This window comes from Levilactobacillus tangyuanensis (assembly GCF_003946545.1).
GTDB lineage: Bacteria > Bacillota > Bacilli > Lactobacillales > Lactobacillaceae > Levilactobacillus > Levilactobacillus tangyuanensis.
The window spans coordinates 35,263-52,940 of record NZ_RHOA01000006.1; the positions used below are offsets into that span (position 1 = coordinate 35,263).

The following is a 17,678-nucleotide window of genomic DNA, read 5'->3' on the forward strand; positions in this document are numbered from 1 at the left end:
GACAGGCCGCTATCGACCGTCACTAATTCAAAAGTCCCCAGCTTAGCTTGGTCCCCTTGATATAATTCCATTCATATTTACCCGTATAATTCCGTAGGGCCTGGTATTTTTTACCATCGACGGTTACTTTGACGAGACGCAACTTATCACTGGGAAAATATTTCCCCTTAGCAAGCTTGAAATATTTGCCAGTCTTTTTATAGCGAATGCGTTTAGCCGGATGCTTCGCCTTAGACGTCAGGACGAAGGGTTTTGTCCCCTTCAGTTTCAACGTCACCTTATGCGCAGAGATTATCATTTTGGCATCGAGATGACCATAACTGTAATAGGTCCCACGGATTGACTTGGGCACCGTCGTCGAACTGGCGGCCGCCGTTACACCGGTCCCACCAATCAGACTTAAGGCCACCCCAGCAACGGTGACCATTCGTAAAATTTGCATGTGACTCGCCCTCTATTTCTAACTTAAATAGGCTCCCTTAACCAGATGGTTATAGGCATTGTTCACCTTTTTACCCTTAATGAAGTCGTATTGGTAACGGTTCGAATAGCCCCGAATCACCTGGTAGTGTTTCTTGCCAATCTTACGCGAGGTTAGCTTCATGCCGTCCTTGGGAAAAGAACTCTGTTCCGCAAAGGTGATTTTCGAGTTAAAGGTAAAATACTTGCCCTTCTTCTTATAGGACAACCGTTTAGCCTTGTTCTTCGCATTCGGCGTCAGCACCTCCGACTTCGAACCGGGATAATGCAGCGTCACCTTGTGCGCTGCCACCTTTAAGGAGACCCACTTATGATGGCCCTGATAGGTATAATAGGTTCCCCGCAAGGCCTTGGGAACGGTTGTGGTACTGGCGGTTGCCGGAACGACGGCCCCACCGGCAACTCCTAGTGTGACCACGGCGACCGCTAACAACTTAACCAACTTCATCTGAATTTCCTCCCACCCTGAATTATCTTCAGTATACCGCGAACCCTCGGGAATCGGGCAAGAAATCGACCATCAAGCTGCTTAATTATCCACGGTCGACCGTGATCTAAGTCCCGAACGATTAAAGAATAAAGATCAGAAGCGCTAAAACACCCGCCAATCCAATCATTGACGGGTGTTTTATAATCTAGATTAGCTTGAGCAACCACGACGAGTCCGGAGGGTGCCTGGGCCCAGTGGTGTCGTTTGGCTTAGGCGAGTGGGTTGCTCGACTTAGGCAAAGGCTGACCTTAGAGACCGCTCTTTGGCTCTAAGTCATGCCCACCGCGTTCCGGCCCAAGGGCACCCGCAGGACGGCACAGGTAATGTCGTCTAAGACTTTGACCTAGATCTTTAAACCAAACCCACTACCGCACCACCATCACCGAGATCGGGGCGTACTTGGCCATGTAGGCGGCCTGGCTACCGAAGTGCCGACGGACGCCCTTCTTGGCCAGGGAGCCGACAATCAAGATGTCCGGCTTCACATCTGGAATAACTTCCTTCACGATGGTTTCGCCAGGTTCCCCCTCCGCAATCATCATGCGAACATCTTCCACGCCGGCGGCTTCCGCCTGCTTCTGATACTTCTTGACGTGGTCTTCCAGGTCAGTGTATTCCCCATGGACGAAGTCCCGGTCTAGTGCCTGATAAACATTCATGTCGTCATTTTCCAAAACGGAGACAATCACCAACTCCGCGTGATCGCGCTTGGCCTGATGAATCGCGTAGTCAAAAGCTAAGAGCGCGTCCGCCGAATCATCGACCCCTACCAAAATCCGTTTAAAAGTTGTGGCCATACCTATTCCTCCCGTTGTTCATTTTTCGCCGTTTGTGCCGCCGCATAAGCCTTATTCCCATGATGTAATTCCACCACGGTCCAGGTTAAGAGCGCCAGCACAATTGCAATTAAGCCATAGGCGATCCCATCGGCCAAGGCCTTTTGACCGCCGGTAAGGCTATCCCCAAAGAAACCTTCGACCTGGCCCGGCATGCCTTCCATGTTCAATGCCGTCAGGCTAATCACGGAGAACCACCCCAGAATCTTGAGCCACCATGAATTCTTGAAGCGGTCGCCCATTTCAACCTTACTATCGGTCATCATGAGCAGCGGCAACATCGAGAACGGCAGGGCAAAGGCCAGGAAAACCTGCGAATTATTCATCAAATCATTCAAGGCCACGTGTTCGTCCACCGCACTCTTCCCACTCGTCAACATCACACAGATTAATACGGGAATGACGGACAGGAGCCGGGTTACCAGGCGCCGCAGCCATAACGGCATCCGCATGTGAACGAAACCTTCCATGATGACTTGCCCGGACAGGGTCCCGGTAATCGTTGAATTTTGCCCGGAGGCCAGCAGGGCCACGGCAAACAGCGTGGAAAGAATCCCCGTCCGCGCCACGCTACTCAGAACGCCATTACTCATGGTCGTGGTATCCGACAGCGCGTGAAACAACCCGAAGAAGGAAGGGTCCTTAACGGCGCCGGTCTTGAAGACGGCCACCCCCATGATTAACAACAGCGCATTGACGAAGAAGGCAAAGGTCAACTGGATGTTGGAATCCAGGCCAGCAAACTTCACGGTGCGGGCCACGTCGTCCTCGTCATTGTGATCAACCGACCGCGTTTGCGAAATGGCCGAATGCAGATAGAGGTTATGGGGCATGACGGTCGCCCCAATAATCCCTAGGGAGCCATCCAGTGCCGTCATCCCACCGACCCGTTTACCGGTCGAGAAGGTCGCCGCCGTAGGGATCAGGCCCTTAACGACGCCACCCCAGTCCGGATTCGACAGGGCAACTTGGTACACGAAAACAAAGAGAATGACCATGATGAGACAAACAACCAAGGCCTCGATTTTTCGAAAGCCAACCTTGGTCAGCAACAAGAGTAACAGGACGTCAAAGACCGTAATGAACACGGCGATGACCAGTGGAATGTCGAACAACAGGTACAGCGCGATCGCCGCCCCAATGACTTCGGCAATGTCGGTGGCCATGATGGCAAACTCCGTTAGGATCCACAACACAATTCCCAGTGCCTTGCTCGTTCTTGCCCGAATGGCTTGAGCCAAGTCCATCTGACTCACGATGCCAAGTTTAGCCGCCATGTATTGTAGCAGCATCGCGATCAAACTTGACATTAAGATAACAGACATCAATAGGTACTGGAAGTTTTGGCCACCTGTTATCGAAGTTGACCAATTCCCCGGATCCATATACCCCACCGCAATCAACGCGCCTGGTCCGGAGTAGGCAAACAACGTTTTCCAAAAACCGAGATCCTTGGGCACCTTCACCGTCCCATTAATTTCTGCCAAGGATCGGCCATTGGCATACTGAATCAACTTGTGTTTCTTTTCTTTCCCCTTATCCATGTGATCCACGCCCCCTTCTGACCGTTTTTCCGGCCATGCCGTTAGTCTACGCTCATGACTGAACGACCTGGGAACTTTTGCCCAATCATTCTTAATCAGGCGATCCTTAAGATTTTCCAGGGGGACACAAAAGCCGGTCTCAACGCATTTCACGCTGAACCCGGCTACGATAACTCATTTAATTTTCAGACCCCTACCGAACGACCATCACTGAAATAGGCGCGTACTTGGCCATGTAGGCGGCTTGGCTACCGAAGTGGCGACTGACACCCTTCTTGGCCAACGACCCAATGACGAGTAAATCTGGTTCCACGTGAGGAATGACATCCTTCACAATGGTTTCCCCTGGTTCCCCTTCGGCAATCATTGCGCGAACGTTGGCCACGCCGGCATCGACCGCTTGTTGCCGATACTTTTGGACGTGTTGTTCCAGGTCACCGCGTTCCCCATGAATATAATCGCTACTTAGGGCTTGGTAGATGTTCATTTCATCGTTTTCCAAGACCGAGACAATGATTAATTCCGCGTCGTCCTTGATTGCTTGATGAATGGCATAGTCGAAGGCTAACAAGGCATCCGCCGAGTCATCGACCCCAACTAAGATTCGTTTGAAAGTTGTTGCCATGGTTGATTCCCCCTATTCCGTGAGTGCTGCCTGCTTAGCAGCTTGTTCCTTAGCCAACCGTTGATTCCCGTGGTGAAGTTCCACACACGTCCAAACCAATAAGGCCAGCACGGCGACAATCAAGGCATAGGCAATCCAGTTAGACAGGTCAGCCTGAGCTGGCGTGATGCCATCCCCGAAGAAGCCCTTAATCGCATCGGGCAGGCTTTCCATGTTGAGGACCGTCAGGCCGACAACCGAAATCCACCCCAGAATCTTCAGCCACAACGAGTTCTTGAATCGATCACCCATTTCAGCCCGACTATCCGTCATCATTAACAATGGCAGCATCGAGAATGGTAAGGCGAAGGCCAGGAAGACTTGGGAGTTGTTCATCAAATCGTTTAGCGCCACGTGTTCGTCAACGGCACTCTTGCCGCTGGTCATCATGACACAGATGAGGACGGGCACCACGGAAATCAACCGGGTGACCAACCGCCGTAACCAGAGGGGCATCCGCATGTGGACGAAACCTTCCATGATGACTTGACCGGTTAAGGTCCCGGTAATCGTGGAGTTTTGTCCTGATGCCAACAAGGCCACGGCAAACAATGTAGACAGAATCCCGGTGCGCGCCACACTGCTTAGTAAGCCGTTACTCATGGTTGCCGTATCTGACAACGCATGGAACAGACCGAAGAAAGAAGGATCCTTAACGGCCCCCGTCTTGAAGACGGCTACCCCCATGATGAGGAGTAAGGCGTTAACGAAGAAGGCAAACGTCAATTGGATGTTAGAATCCAGGCCGGCAAACTTCACCGTCCGCGCGATGTCTTCTTCATCGTTGTGGTCAATGGCCCGCGTTTGTGAAATGGCGGAGTGTAGGTAGAGGTTATGGGGCATAACCGTCGCCCCAATAATCCCTAAGGCCCCACTCATTGGGGTCATGCCGCCAACCTTAATACTGCTGGAGAAGGTCTTGCCCGTTGGGACCAAGCCCCGGATAACGCCACCCCAGTCGGGATTTGACAGCGCCACTTGATAGACGAAGACAAACAGAATAACCAGGATCAGGCAAACCACGATGGCTTCAATCTTACGGAAACCAATCTTGGTCAATAACAATAATAGCAAGACATCAAATACCGTAATGAAAACCGCAATGATTAGCGGAATATTGAATAATAGGTACAGGGCAATCGCTGCCCCAATAACTTCGGCGATGTCGGTCGCCATAATGGCAAATTCCGTTAGGATCCAGAGAATCACACCGAGCGTCTTACTGGTCCGGGCCCGAATAGCTTGGGCCAAATCCATCTGACTCACGATACCAAGTTTAGCCGCCATGTATTGCAACAACATCGCAATCAAACTTGAGATCAAGATAACAGACATCAGTAGGTACTGGAAATTTTGCCCACCGGTAATGGATGTTGACCAGTTACCGGGATCCATGTACCCCACTGCGACTAAGGCACCAGGCCCAGAGTAGGCGAACAATGTTTTCCAAAATCCCATATTTTTTGGTACTTTAACGGTCCCGTTGATTTCTCCCAACGATGGGCCGTTAGCGTACTCGATTAACTTATGCTTCTTTACCGAATCACTCATGGTAAAAAGCCCTCCCTTTTTTCTCAGATATCGTTTCTGTTACGGATGGTTCCTCCTTAAATAAATCACGAATGGCCCTGCGATCAACCGATCCCTGATGGGTTAACCGTTGCGGCGGTTGTGGAAGAACCAAACGTCTTCCAACACCTATCAGGGTAACGCAACTTTCAAGTTAGGTAAACACTTTTTTAGGCATGAATAACTTTTATCAGAATAAGTGTTAACTTTTAGATCAGCAAAAAAGCCCGGTCCGACTAGCTTTCAACTGGTCGAACCGGGCTTGAAATTGTTTCAAATATTTATTTATTGCTAGTCAATCTACCGGCCGTCGGCGGCCATCGTGGCAGCGGTCGCACTTTGGTCATCGGCAGCTGGCATCCGCTTCAACCCAACTCCAGTGAAGCCACTGAGGATGGAGAAGATTGGGGACAGCAGGCTGAAGAAACAGAATGGTAGGTAAGACAACGTGGAGACACCCAAGGTGTTGGCAGCGAAGACGGCCGCAACGCCCCATGGAACCAAGTAGTTGATGACGGTCCCACCATCTTCAAGGACCCGGCTCAAGGCTAAGTTATCTAAGCCCCGGTCGTTAAAGGTTTGCTTGAAGGCTTTCCCAGGTAAGATAACGGAGAGGTATTGTTCACCAACGAAGACGTTTACCCCAATCCCGGCGAGGATGGCGGCGGTCACAACGGACCCATTACTGTGAAGGCGCTTGGCCAAGGGTACCATGGCCGTTTGGATGATGTTGAACTTCATCAGCAGGCCCCCTAAGGTCAGGGTCAGGATGATTAAGGAAACGGTGGACATCATGGCACTAATCCCACCACGGGTTAACAGGGCATCGACACTGGCATTGCCGGTCTTGGAAACGAAACCGGATTCGATCATGGTGGCAACACTACTCAAGGCTGTTGAGGGCTTTTCAATAAAAATCATGACAATCCCCAACCCAACGTTTAACAACAACGTCGCGATGGCTGGGACCTTCCGCCAGGCACAGACGAACATGAGGACGATTGGTAAGGCGGCCCACCAAGTAATGGTGAAGTGGCTGTTTAACGTGGCAACCGTCGAGTTGATTTTAGTTAAGGCATTGGCATCGGAAGCGCCAGTCCCTAAGAAGAAGTACAGGATTAAAGAAACGAAGAATGCGGGAATCGTGGACCACATGAGGTTCTTGATGTGGGCAAATAACTCGGATTCGGCGATGGCAGAGGCCAGGTTGGTCGAGTCGGAAAGTGGTGAGGTCTTATCACCGAAGATGGCCCCGGAGATGATGGCCCCAGCAACTAAGGCTGGGTTGAAGCCCATCGTGGTCCCCATCCCGAAGAGGGCAATCCCAATCGTGGAGATGATGGTGAAGGCACTCCCGATGGACGTCCCGATAATGGCACAAACCAGGAAGACGGACGGTACGAACCATTGAGCGGAAATCAGGTGGAACCCGAAGACCATCATGGAAGGAATAATCCCCGCGGCAATCCAGACACTGATGAGGGCCCCGATTAACAGGAAGATAAAGATGGGAATAATCCCGGTCTTAATCCCGTCGATGATGCCGTCGTGAATGGTATCCCAGTCGGCCCCGCGAATCTTGGACCACAGAATAACCAAGGCGATGACCAATAACACGGGTGTGGTTGGGGAAAGACCAAACTTGATAACGCCGGTTCCCATGACCAACAACATGATTAACAAAATAGCTAGGGCTTCGCCAAACTTAACCGGCCGCCAATTCTTTTTCTCTGATTGTTCTTTCATTCTAATCGCTCCTCTTATAATCTCTGCTAATTTATGTAATAAAAAAATCGTCCCCGCTGCAACTATGCAACAGGGACGATTAGACTCAACCGTGGTACCACCCAACTTGAATCACTGGTTCTAGACCCAGTAATTCCACTCTCTAGAAGGTAACGGATCTAGTCTTTTTCCGCCTGGCGTACCAGGACATTCCACTGTATTTCGTCGTAATCATCCTGATCGGTTCGCAGCAACCACCGACTCTCTTACGCACAGATGACACGCTACTTGGTAATGGAAATTAGCGTTCGTTATTCGATTGCCTTTGATAATAGCATGATGAGAAAAGGTCGTCAACCTCTAATCTAAATATTATTTTTCAACTAGCCACTGTGATCGCCCTTAATGACTTGGCCACCGCGGTCTGACGCCGCCACAAATAATTTCGACATTTTATCAGTGACGGCTTGAAACCCGTCGTGGAACCCCGTACACTAGGAACATCCTAACTAAGAAATGAGGTGCCAGGCTTGACGACTAAACATCGCTGGGCGGCCATCAGCGTCGCCATCTACGTGGTCTTTGTCCTGGCGGCAATCGCGATCGGCTTCTTAAACCCAGCTCGCATCGGTCTTCAATGGACGATCTTCTGGGTCGTGGCGGTCGCCGGACTCTGCTACTACTTCTACTTCAAGAACGTCAGTTACCGAGAAGTCATCTACTACGCAAAAAAGCTAGACCTGCACAAGGCAGACCTAGCTTCACTCGTTCCAAATCTGAAGGACACCCAAGACGTGCCCGACCCTGATCGGCCGAACCTCTTGAGTCCCTTCATCGGGATTCCCATTAGCGTGACCAACCAACTCACGGAAACCTTGGTTGACCGGGCCCAACAGGCGAATATCCCACCATTTAACTAATTATTTACGACCCGAGTAACTTTGGGATTGCTTTAACCAGGCGGCATCGTCTGGGTCAGGACCCACCCGTTTGCCGGCGTCGAGGGCGGCAATGGCCTTCATTTCATCCTCATCCAAGCCAAAGGCAAAGATGTCGCGGTTTTGTTGAACGCGGGCCTCGTGAATCGACTTTGGAATCACGATTTCTTCGCGTTGAACGTGCCAGCGTAAGATGATTTGGGCCGCACTAACGTCGTGGGCCGCAGCCAATTCGCTGATCACGGGATTGGTCAGGGCATTGTTGCTCCCGCCACCCAGTGGGCTCCAGGCTTCATGCAGAATCCCCTTGCTTTCAAGGTAGGCATGCATCTCGTCTTGTTGGAGGTAGGGGTGCGTTTCGATTTGGTCAACGACGGGCTTCACCGTGCCGTTTTCCAGGATATCGTCCATCTGTTTCTGATTGAAGTTGGAGACCCCAATATTCTTAATCTTGCCGGCCTTGTACAGGTCTTCCATGGCGCGCCAGCTTTCCAGGTAGCCGGGCGCTGGCCAGTGAATGAGGAACATATCGAGATAGTCGAAACCTAAGCGGTCTAAGGAGTCTTGGAAGGCTTGCTTGGTCTCGTCGTAGCCCCGGACACTGTTCCAGAGCTTGGACGTTACGAAGACATCCTCACGCTTAACGTCGCTCTCGCGAATGGCTTCACCCACCCACTGTTCATTGCCATAGTAGGCAGCGGTATCGATGTGGCGGTAACCAGCAGCCAGCGCCCACTTGATGGAATCCTTGGTGTCCGCAGCGTTATCAACTTGGAACACACCCAGGCCCAATTGTGGAATCTGATTGCCGTTATTTAACGGTAATTCTGGAATATCATTATGCAAAATAAAAACCACCTTTCAAACTTTAATCCCTTTCCATCATACAATAGACTGGCGTTTTTCGTGAATTGAAAGTGTTGAAATTTATGAAAATCGGGGCGATCATTGTCTTCCATAGGGGTTTTGCGGTATTATGGAGGGTGTGGTAGTTTGTCGTCTTAGCGGCAAGCTTGTTTTTTCACACCGTTTCTGGACATGGAGGTTTTTCAGTTGAACAACCAAGAACCAAAATCACGCGTACAACGGTATAACTTCAATCAGGGCAACGATCAAGCGACCCGCCAACGGCCTAAAAAGCCGCGGCGCTGGTGGCCTTGGATTTTGACGCTCTTAACCCTGGCTATCGCGGTCCTGCTGGTTTTAGCCATCAACCATCATAACAATGCCGCTTCAAACACAGCGGCTTCTTCCAGCAACAGCTCATCTGTTGCCGCCAAAAACTCATCGGCCTCGGAGCAATCCGCCTATGAGAGTTTTCAAGATAAATACGAGCAATACAACGATAATGGCATTACGGTAACGCAGAAACAGAAGTTGCAGAACATCATTAATGCCGAATCAAATAGCGCCGTCCAATCGCGGGAACAAAAGCTCCTCGATCAGGCGACGACTAAGTCCTCTGCTTCCGCCTCGAGTTCCTCGAAGAAGAAGGATTCGGACGACGATCAATTCTCAACGACCCACACGTTCTCTTCCGTTGCCGATGCGCAAAACTGGGCACAAGCGTCGAAGAATTCATGGCTGCAGGCCGGTTATACCACCTACACCATCACTTCCGATGGTCAAGGGAATTACAATTTACAGTTTGTTCACTAGTCAATGAACGAAGTCCTTCTAGGACTTCGTTTTTTTGTTATCTGGTTTTTCCAAGGCATCCAACTTGGTTTGTAGGTCGTCGACCTTCCCCGTCAACGTATCGATCTTAGCCATTAAGATGGGGAGTTCATCCTTCTCTTGGCTTTCTTCGGCCGCCGAGGATTGGGCGGCTCGTTTGGTAATGAACCCGGTAATCGTACTGGTTAACAAACCAATAAAACCGATCCCACCGACCATTAGGAAGCTCGCCACGATTTTCCCGAAGGCGGTATGCGGGGTTTCATCCCCATACCCAACGGTGGTCGCCGTCGTGATGGCCCACCACAGGGAGTTACCCAACGTCTGTTTCTCCGAAATAGAAAACAGAAAGGCACTCAAAACAATTATGGCGACACTAATTGAGAACAGGTAAATAAAACCCGTCTTATAGATAAACCGGTGATAGATTCGCGTCCACTTGCCGGCGATCCGCATCTTCCAAAAGAGATGGTGAAACCGAATCAACCGCACCAACCGTCCGAGTCGAAAGAAGGCAAAGACGGGATGCATGGGAATAATCCCCAAGAGATCAAAGGTCGATTGAATCAAGAATATCTTTCGGTCGTGCGCATGAATCAAGCGCCACAAATAATCCAGGGCAAACGCGATCAGCAACCCATTGTTAATCCTGGCTTCCACGTGATAGTCCCCGAATTTCAGAAGCATTAGTAACACGTTACCGACTGACCAAAACGTCAGGACAGTGACGATCACATGATAAGCAATCAAGGACTTCTTTACTCGATGCCTGGCCATGATTTCCCCTTCCCCCTCTAGCTAATTACTTTTAAATATAAGCTGTTTTATTAAAAATACCAGCTTCCGTTAACGTTTTTTAACAGTTTGACCCCATTCTATCCAGAATCTTAATATTTTGCGCCCCAATGATTGCAGGGCTTCATTGCTTAATCTTAGCTAAAATCGGGACCGCAAGGTCACGAAGATGTTGGAACGACCTGCGGTCGTTCTGGGCGCCTTACCGGTTGGCCGGTAGGTGGCCGGAACGCCATGGACACAGCTTTGAGCCAAAGAGCGGTCTCAAAGGCCGGTCTTATTCTAACCTTGGGAAGATCACCCAAGCTAAGAATAATTTCATGGCTGAGCCACCTACCGACCGCCCTCACGGCTTAGATCGGCGAAACCCAACATTGCCTGACATCAGTCTAACTGGCCACAGATACTAAAACATCTGCCATCTGCCGTTATCAGGAAACCAACCTAATCAATCAATGATATAAATATTCCACGCGAAAGCGGCCTGCCGATCCAGATGGATCGACAGGCCGCTATTTGTTCACTTATCACTTAATCCAATTGAGCTGACAGAGCACTTCTGTTAGCCGAAGAAGGTCAGGGAGGTAGTCAGCCAGTGAAGGTAGTGTTGACTAGCATTTTTCGCTAGTTTACACCACGGGCGACCTTGGAGACACGAGTCTTTCGTGGCCTCAAGTCGAGTCGGAAGCCCGCTCCTCAGGCTGAAGCGTCCCCACGGCTGGCTGCCGCCCTGGCCGCCGTAGGCGACCATTATCCAGTCTAAAAACAAAAACAGTACCACAACCATCGGCATCCAGAACACCCCATCGAGATGACAGAACACTACTGTTAGCCGAAGAAGGTCAGGGAGGTAGTCAGCCAGTGAAAGTGGTGTTGACTAGCGTTTTGGGCTAGTTTACTCCACGGGCGACCTTGGAGACACGGGTCTTTCGTGGCTTCAAGTCGAGTCGGAAGCCCGCTTCCCAGGCTGAAGCGTCCCCACGGCTGGCTGCCGCCCTGGCCGCCGTAGGCGACCAACAACACACAACCCATTAGTCTAAAGAATCAAAGAATGCTGGGACCAGGGCCTTGTAAACCTCGACCGCTTGAAGATACTCTTTGATGGAAATATATTCGTCCACCTGATGCGAGGTGTTGCTGCCGGGACCAATTTCGATACTGGTAAAGTCGGCCTTGGCCCGCAAGAATTCGGCGCCATCGTTCGCACCACCGGAACCCACAATCTTGGTGTCGTGCCCGCAGATGTCGTCGCTAATCTGCTTGGCCAATTGGACCAGTGGGGCGTCCGGATCACCCGGAATGGCTTCTTCTGGATAGCTATAACTCAGTTCCAACTGCACGTCAGGTTCCGCATTTAGCTTCGCCACTAACGCCTCTAACTCGTCGTAGATGACCTGGTTAGGATAGGCTGGAATCGTCCGCATGTTGGCCATTAATTCGGCATGAGCTGGAATTGAATTAATCTGCTCCCCACCGGAGATCAAGTCCACGTTATGTAACAGGCTGCCCAAGACCGGGTCGGTCTGGTCGTGCTTGGCCATGATAGGACCAACCGCGTTATAAAATTTCATCAAGTTATCGATGGCGTTGACACCCTTCTCAGGCTGGGCACTGTGGCTGGCCTTCCCCGTCGAGATAATCTTGTAGTCAATCACCCCACGAGCCGTGTAGACCGCATTATCCAGGCCGCTGGGTTCGGCAATCACCAGGCCTGCCAAATGGTCAGCGTAGCCTTCATCAGTGAGCTTGGCGGCACCATACTCGCCGGTTTCCTCACCAACGGTAGCTAGGAGCCGAATACTCCCTTTCAATGGCGTCCCCTGTTCCAGGAACTCCAACATGGTAATGACGATGGCCCCGAGACCACTCTTCATATCCGAAGCACCCCGGCCAAATAGCTGGTCGCCGACAACGTCACCGGCAAAGGGATCATGACTCCAGGCGCTGGCATCCCCAGCGTCCACGACGTCCATATGGCCACAGAGTCCGATTTGCGGCCCATCGGGATTACCAATCGTCACCACGAGATTGTCGCGGTTCTTAGCGAACGGGACCTTCTCAACCTTGGCCTCTGGATACGGTGCAAAGAGACTGGCGATGTAGTCCGCCACGTCCGTCTCGTGATCGTTAACGGAAGGTATCTGAATTAAATGCTGGAGAATACTAATTTTGGCTTGTGGTGTCATATGGGTCATCCTTTCTGAACTGAACTAATTGTTTTTAAGCATACGCCTCTATGACCGAAAATCAACCATTTTATGGAAATATATTACATTTATTCTCTTTATACGTATTTTTATACATTATTAATGAATATTAGGGGGTCGTGAAGGGGATGCGGTATAATGAGGCTAGTACTAGATCGTTAGGAGGGTTTACATGCGACTTGAAGTCCCAACTGTACAGGGTTATTTAGCAGACGAATACAGCAAGCACGCAACGGGGGCCGCCGTTTATAAGGGGCAACCCGTCCAATCTTTTCCAATTAGCCTCAGTGACGTTCCCGCCGACACCCAGAGCCTCGCGCTCTACGTGATCGACTTTGACGCCGTGCCAGTCAGTGGTTTTCCTTGGATTCACTGGGTCGCCGCCAATTTCCCTGGCGACACCCGCGAGATTCCGGCCGACGTGTCCCGGACCAATGCGCTTCCCCACACCCATGGCCGTAACAGTAACGGTGGCCACCTGGTTGGCAACACCGACCCCGCCATCACCCAAAACTATACGGGACCCTTCCCACCCAACGAAGACCACGACTACGAACTGGTCGTCTACGCGTTGGACACTCAGCTCGCCTTAGCCGACGGATTCTGGCTCAATGACCTCCGTCACCAAATCAACGGGCATGTCTTAGACCAAGCCACTCTGACTCTAAAGGGCCGCGTCTAAACTCCCAGACAAAGAAGGTTAATTATGGAACAGAAATATCAGCGACTCTTAGTGCCCGTGGACGGTTCCGTTCAAGCGGAGCTGGCTCTTAAGAAGGCCGTCACCGTCGCCCAACAGAGTGGTGCACATATCGACCTGCTCAGTGTCTTACGGATCAATCACTACGGTTTCTACGCCAGTGGTTCAATGCCCGGCAACGTGATTCACGAATTGGCCACGGATGCCACGGACTACCTGACCTCACTGGTCGAGACCACGTCCGCCGCCACCGGGTTCAAGGACTTCGATATTCACGTGCGGTTCGGGAATCCCAAGACCGTGATTGCCCACGAGTTCGTTCGCGACCATGACAACGACTTTATCGTCCTCGGGGCGACCGGGATGAGTGCCGTTGCCCGTATGGTTGAAGGATCCGTGACCGCTTACGTCAGTCGGATGGCCGATATCGACGTCTTCGTGGTGCGAACCACTGAAGACGGTCAACCGATTAATACCAAACAAATATTGGCCAAGAACCAGGATCAACCGAAATTAACCGAATAACAAAATGGTGCCAGCACCGCGTGATTTCACGTGATGCTGACACCATTTTTAATTTCATCGTTTATAAGCGGCGAAAATGCCACAGATCAAGATAACTCAGGAAACTGATCAGCGCCAGAATGACGCCCAATCGGCCCCCTGGCACCTGGTACTGCACCTGAATGTCGTTGATCCCGGAACGGATCGGCACGGCCGTCAGACCGGTTAGCACGGTCTTGGTCGCGACTCGTTGGCCATTCACGTTAATCCGCCAGCCCTTTTCCGTCGGCAGGCTCAAGAAGGCCCAACGATTGCCGGACTGATTGACCATCTGTCCCTGATACGTTGTCGGCAATGCATGCCGCCGCTGGGTTAACTTGAGCGAGGTCGCCTGGGCCTGACGATGCACGGCTACCATCCCAGCGGCCGGCAGCGTCGCCAGATGAATATCCCGCACACTTTCATTCCAGCTGGCGAAGGTCACGGTCACCATTTGACCCTTACGAAAAGTTCCGAGGTCTAATAACACTGGCCGACCATCCGCAAAGTATTCCGGATGAACGCGATGGCCATTGACCAACATAGAAGAATACTTGCTGGCACCATCCCGATCAAATAAATAAAGCCGCCCCGTTGCCTGGGCCACCATCGACCAGCGATGATGATACTTGAAGACGGCCAATTGGCCCACCGACCGCCAGTTATCCCAGGTCTTAATCTCGACCGACTTGGTGTCATGGAAATACGGTTGACGACGCGGCCGCAGGGCTTGAAGCGTGGCCTCTTGATTGGCGATGGCATCCGCGCCAAAGCGTAGCCGTGTCAGTTTATCCGGCACCGCAAAACCCATGCCGCTGTAACTGGCCACGGGTTCGATCGTTCCGGTCGGCGTGACCTTATCGCGAATGCCAAATAGCATCTCCGACACCGGCGACAACCCAGCGGTGCTGACTCGGCGGACATTCCGCGAGAACAGGCCCAGTTGCCGTGACATGGTGACCGTGGCCGCCGTCATCGTCGAGCTGTAGGCCCCGGTCCCGTTGTACCCCAACCAAATGCTGTCGTTATACGGATTATAGTGACCGGTAAACCCAGCCGCCACGGTAGGTGCCTCATTGCGAATTCGCGATAACGATTGGCGCTCGGTCAAGGGCGCGAGTCGTTTCGTCGCCATCGTCACGGCCTGTGCATAGGTGTGCTGACGACCAAAATCAATGCCATTTAGGGCTAGGCCAAAGTTGGCCACCAATTCCCCCACCACGATGAACGCCAATAGGCCGCGGAATCTGGGGCCCTCCCACAACAGGATGGTCGTTAACAACAGCAACCCCACGCTGACGAGCAAGACCCGCCGGCCAACCGGTTCCAGGCTGGCATAGTAGGCCGACTGCGTCCATGTCTGCATCGGCGCAATCAGCCAAGTCCCGCCGATCATGAGTCCGGCGAGCAAGAGTGGCAGTCCCCACCGCCAGGCAGCGGTGAGTTGGCGCACGTCATTTTGCCAGGCACCGGCCGCTAACATAATCAGCACGAAGCTGAAGAAGAAGCTATTTCGGAATGGATAGCCGGCCGGCATCGCCAGCATATGCCAAACCGTATTGAAGCCGCGTAACCACATGCCAAGAAAGAGAAATAGCAGTAGCAAGCTGGCGCGGACCTTATCCCACCGCGTCACCGACTTGAGGCCAAAGTAGGCCATGGCCAATAAAATCACCAGCGAGGAAACATACAGTGCCGGCGCATGGTCGATTCGTTGGGAAAAGTCCGTGGTTCCCAGGCTGAATTGCCGAAAGAATTCCAGTCCAAAGGTGGGAAATAGTGAAAAGGCCGCCGACCCGGGATGGGCCTTAGCCGTCGTTAACATGTTCAGGATCGTTGGTAATAGTAGCGCCAACGTGCTGCCAACGCTTAGCAGTGACGTCACCACGAAGCGACCTATCAAGCCACGTTCTTGGGCCCACCACTCGCGTAGCGTCTGGCCGCTCAGCCGGGTTCCCATCATCAGGTAGACGAAGTACCCCACCACAAACAGGCAGGTCATGTATCCCAAATAATAGTCGGTCAAAACGGCCACGAAAAGCCAGGCAAAATAGGCCCCACCACGCCGAGTCGCCACAAAGTTGTCGAGTCCCCAGGCGACCAGTGGCAACCACATGAGGGCATCCAACCACATCACATTAAAGAAGTTCACGGTGACGAAGCCACAGAAGGCATAGGCGAGTCCAAAGACCATGACAAAGGCCCGATGGAACTGCCAGTGGCTCTGCAGATACACCGTCATGGTTCCGGCCATCGTGGCGATCTTAAGCATGATCATCACGGCTACCATCACCGGGATTTGGGCACTGTGGACCAAAAACAATAAGACATTGAATGGACTCATGAGGTAATACGAAATGATCGGCAACCAGCTACCGCCGAGTGCCTGATGAAAGTTAAATAAACTGGCGCCGTGGTCCCGAACCAGGCGCACAAAGTCTGTAAAGAAGGGGATATATTGAACCCCTAAGTCCCCAATTAATAAATTATGATCACCAAACGGTGTGATTCCCCGAATGGCAAACAAGCCGGCGACCATCACGAGCGCGATTAATCCCGCTCCGACGGGATATCGCCAATGATGGCGCCGTATTTCTTGCTGTCGCATGGCTCTCTCCCCTTGAAAATTCCCCTATTTTCGCCAGAACGTCGTGCAGTCAGCCTTATCGGCAATATTAAATTCAATGATTCGTTTCAATAACTCATAGTCGACAGGTTGGCTCCACTTGATTCGGCCAAACTTTTTCCCTGGATTATAATGTGCCGCCCGAATGTCAGCGTCGAAAGCTTCCATGACCGTCCCCTCTGGTGCAAAGGCCATATGCGGCTTCGCCACGCTAAACCCAATGATAAAGGTTCCGTGGTCCGTAAACATTGGTTGGTTCCAGGCGTAACGTTGTTCTAACTGTGGAAAGGTGGTCTGAACCCATTCCAACACGTCGCGTACCCGCTGTTGGTGTTCTGGGTCTTCAACCTGATCAATAAATTTTTCAAAATCGGCAATCATGCTGCCACCTCGCAATAGTTTTGATATGTCTCTAATTGTACCATTCACTCCCTGAAATAGTGGCGAAATCCTTCCCAGTTGTGGAACTTATTCAGCCCTTAAGGTTTTTCTTTTGGCAGTTGAATGCCGACGGCATTCCTTGGCGCCTTACCGGTTGGCCCTACAAGCGCTGGAACGCTGTAGACACGACTAGGAGCCTTGAAACCCACAAGTCTCCTAGCTCGGTCTTTATCTAGGCCGAGAAGTTCCCTCTGCCAAGATAAATTTCACAGCTGAGTACTTGTAGGCCCGCCCTCACGGCTTAGATTGGTGAGAATCAAGACAAGTGAGAGTCAAGACCAATCAGAATCAACGGTCACGATACTTTGATTCACATCAATAACGTTTATCCAAATTGTCTCTATAGCTATGCAACCCGCGAAGTGAGGCTCAGGCCACATCGATTCCAACATTGATCACAACTCATTATTTTAATTTTAAATATAAACGCCCCGCTACAGCCT

At 51.5% G+C, this 17,678-nt stretch carries 16 protein-coding genes; 4 read left to right on the forward strand and 12 right to left on the reverse strand.

The features are described from left to right. Positions 1 to 22 precede the first annotated feature (22 nt). The 7 genes from EKM96_RS05945 to nhaC form a co-directional block, all read right to left on the reverse strand. Positions 23 to 442, reverse strand: coding sequence for a hypothetical protein (locus EKM96_RS05945; RefSeq protein WP_125641142.1), 420 nt, complete (start codon positions 440 to 442; stop codon positions 23 to 25). Between the two features lie 18 nt (positions 443 to 460). Continuing rightward, a complete protein-coding gene (locus tag EKM96_RS05950) occupies positions 461 to 928 on the reverse strand; it encodes a hypothetical protein (RefSeq protein ID WP_125641145.1) in 468 nt (155 codons plus the stop codon). A gap of 407 nt (positions 929 to 1,335) precedes the next feature. Further along, on the reverse strand, positions 1,336 to 1,767 hold the full coding sequence (locus EKM96_RS05955; protein WP_125641148.1) for a universal stress protein: 432 nt from the start codon (positions 1,765 to 1,767) through the stop codon (positions 1,336 to 1,338). A 2-nt stretch (positions 1,768 to 1,769) separates the two neighbouring features. After that, positions 1,770 to 3,350, reverse strand: coding sequence for an Nramp family divalent metal transporter (locus EKM96_RS05960; RefSeq protein ID WP_125641150.1), 1,581 nt, complete (start codon positions 3,348 to 3,350; stop codon positions 1,770 to 1,772). A gap of 193 nt (positions 3,351 to 3,543) precedes the next feature. Beyond that, positions 3,544 to 3,975: a universal stress protein gene (locus EKM96_RS05965; RefSeq protein WP_125641153.1), complete on the reverse strand. Its 432-nt coding sequence runs from the start codon at positions 3,973 to 3,975 to the stop codon at positions 3,544 to 3,546. A 12-nt stretch (positions 3,976 to 3,987) separates the two neighbouring features. Beyond that, positions 3,988 to 5,565, reverse strand: a complete 1,578-nt coding sequence (locus EKM96_RS05970) for an Nramp family divalent metal transporter (protein WP_125641156.1) — start codon at positions 5,563 to 5,565, stop codon at positions 3,988 to 3,990. Between the two features lie 318 nt (positions 5,566 to 5,883). After that, entirely contained in the window at positions 5,884 to 7,329 is a 1,446-nt protein-coding gene (gene nhaC / locus EKM96_RS05975; RefSeq protein ID WP_125641158.1) for a Na+/H+ antiporter NhaC, read from the reverse strand. Between the two features lie 509 nt (positions 7,330 to 7,838). On the opposite strand from nhaC, the gene EKM96_RS05980 reads away from it, so the two are divergent. Beyond that, positions 7,839 to 8,228, forward strand: a complete 390-nt coding sequence (locus tag EKM96_RS05980; RefSeq protein ID WP_125641161.1) for a hypothetical protein — start codon at positions 7,839 to 7,841, stop codon at positions 8,226 to 8,228. Here EKM96_RS05980 and EKM96_RS05985 read toward each other — a convergent pair whose 3' ends face one another. Further along, the gene (locus EKM96_RS05985; RefSeq protein ID WP_125641164.1) at positions 8,229 to 9,092 is read right to left on the reverse strand and encodes an aldo/keto reductase; all 864 of its coding nucleotides are present in this window, start codon (positions 9,090 to 9,092) and stop codon (positions 8,229 to 8,231) included. 207 nt (positions 9,093 to 9,299) lie between these two features. Here EKM96_RS05985 and EKM96_RS05990 point away from each other — a divergent pair, with 207 nt between their 5' ends. Further along, complete coding sequence (locus tag EKM96_RS05990) at positions 9,300 to 9,905, forward strand: BatA domain-containing protein (protein ID WP_125641301.1); 606 nt, start codon at positions 9,300 to 9,302, stop codon at positions 9,903 to 9,905. Positions 9,906 to 9,923: 18 nt separating this feature from the next. On the opposite strand, the gene EKM96_RS05995 is transcribed toward EKM96_RS05990, so the two are convergent. Together EKM96_RS05995 and EKM96_RS06000 are read right to left on the reverse strand one after the other, a co-directional pair. Further along, complete coding sequence (locus EKM96_RS05995; RefSeq protein ID WP_382336246.1) at positions 9,924 to 10,703, reverse strand: potassium channel family protein; 780 nt, start codon at positions 10,701 to 10,703, stop codon at positions 9,924 to 9,926. Between the two features lie 1,046 nt (positions 10,704 to 11,749). Then, positions 11,750 to 12,904, reverse strand: coding sequence for an ArgE/DapE family deacylase (locus tag EKM96_RS06000; protein ID WP_125641170.1), 1,155 nt, complete (start codon positions 12,902 to 12,904; stop codon positions 11,750 to 11,752). Between the two features lie 193 nt (positions 12,905 to 13,097). On the opposite strand from EKM96_RS06000, the gene EKM96_RS06005 reads away from it, so the two are divergent. Both EKM96_RS06005 and EKM96_RS06010 read left to right on the forward strand, forming a co-directional pair. Continuing rightward, positions 13,098 to 13,607, forward strand: a complete 510-nt coding sequence (locus EKM96_RS06005) for a YbhB/YbcL family Raf kinase inhibitor-like protein (RefSeq protein ID WP_125641173.1) — start codon at positions 13,098 to 13,100, stop codon at positions 13,605 to 13,607. A gap of 24 nt (positions 13,608 to 13,631) precedes the next feature. Then, positions 13,632 to 14,150 carry a universal stress protein gene (locus EKM96_RS06010; RefSeq protein ID WP_164510980.1) on the forward strand — a complete coding sequence of 173 codons (519 nt, stop codon included), beginning with the start codon at positions 13,632 to 13,634 and terminating at the stop codon, positions 14,148 to 14,150. 61 nt (positions 14,151 to 14,211) lie between these two features. On the opposite strand, the gene EKM96_RS06015 is transcribed toward EKM96_RS06010, so the two are convergent. After that, entirely contained in the window at positions 14,212 to 16,776 is a 2,565-nt protein-coding gene (locus EKM96_RS06015) for a YfhO family protein (RefSeq protein ID WP_125641178.1), read from the reverse strand. A gap of 24 nt (positions 16,777 to 16,800) precedes the next feature. Beyond that, positions 16,801 to 17,175 (reverse strand): iron chaperone, encoded by a 375-nt coding sequence (locus EKM96_RS06020; protein WP_318531040.1) that lies wholly within the window; start codon positions 17,173 to 17,175, stop codon positions 16,801 to 16,803. Between the last annotated feature and the right edge of the window lie 503 nt (positions 17,176 to 17,678).

Coding starts and splice junctions, on each gene's coding strand:
- EKM96_RS05945 (WP_125641142.1), bottom strand. CDS start 442: ATGCAAATTTTACGAATGGTCACCGTTGCTGGGGTGGCCTTAAGTCTG.
- EKM96_RS05950 (WP_125641145.1), bottom strand. CDS start 928: ATGAAGTTGGTTAAGTTGTTAGCGGTCGCCGTGGTCACACTAGGAGTT.
- EKM96_RS05955 (WP_125641148.1), bottom strand. CDS start 1,767: ATGGCCACAACTTTTAAACGGATTTTGGTAGGGGTCGATGATTCGGCG.
- EKM96_RS05960 (WP_125641150.1), bottom strand. CDS start 3,350: ATGGATAAGGGGAAAGAAAAGAAACACAAGTTGATTCAGTATGCCAAT.
- EKM96_RS05965 (WP_125641153.1), bottom strand. CDS start 3,975: ATGGCAACAACTTTCAAACGAATCTTAGTTGGGGTCGATGACTCGGCG.
- EKM96_RS05970 (WP_125641156.1), bottom strand. CDS start 5,565: ATGAGTGATTCGGTAAAGAAGCATAAGTTAATCGAGTACGCTAACGGC.
- nhaC (WP_125641158.1), bottom strand. CDS start 7,329: ATGAAAGAACAATCAGAGAAAAAGAATTGGCGGCCGGTTAAGTTTGGC.
- EKM96_RS06000 (WP_125641170.1), bottom strand. CDS start 12,904: ATGACACCACAAGCCAAAATTAGTATTCTCCAGCATTTAATTCAGATA.
- EKM96_RS06005 (WP_125641173.1), top strand. CDS start 13,098: ATGCGACTTGAAGTCCCAACTGTACAGGGTTATTTAGCAGACGAATAC.
- EKM96_RS06010 (WP_164510980.1), top strand. CDS start 13,632: ATGGAACAGAAATATCAGCGACTCTTAGTGCCCGTGGACGGTTCCGTT.
- EKM96_RS06015 (WP_125641178.1), bottom strand. CDS start 16,776: ATGCGACAGCAAGAAATACGGCGCCATCATTGGCGATATCCCGTCGGA.
- EKM96_RS06020 (WP_318531040.1), bottom strand. CDS start 17,175: ATGATTGCCGATTTTGAAAAATTTATTGATCAGGTTGAAGACCCAGAA.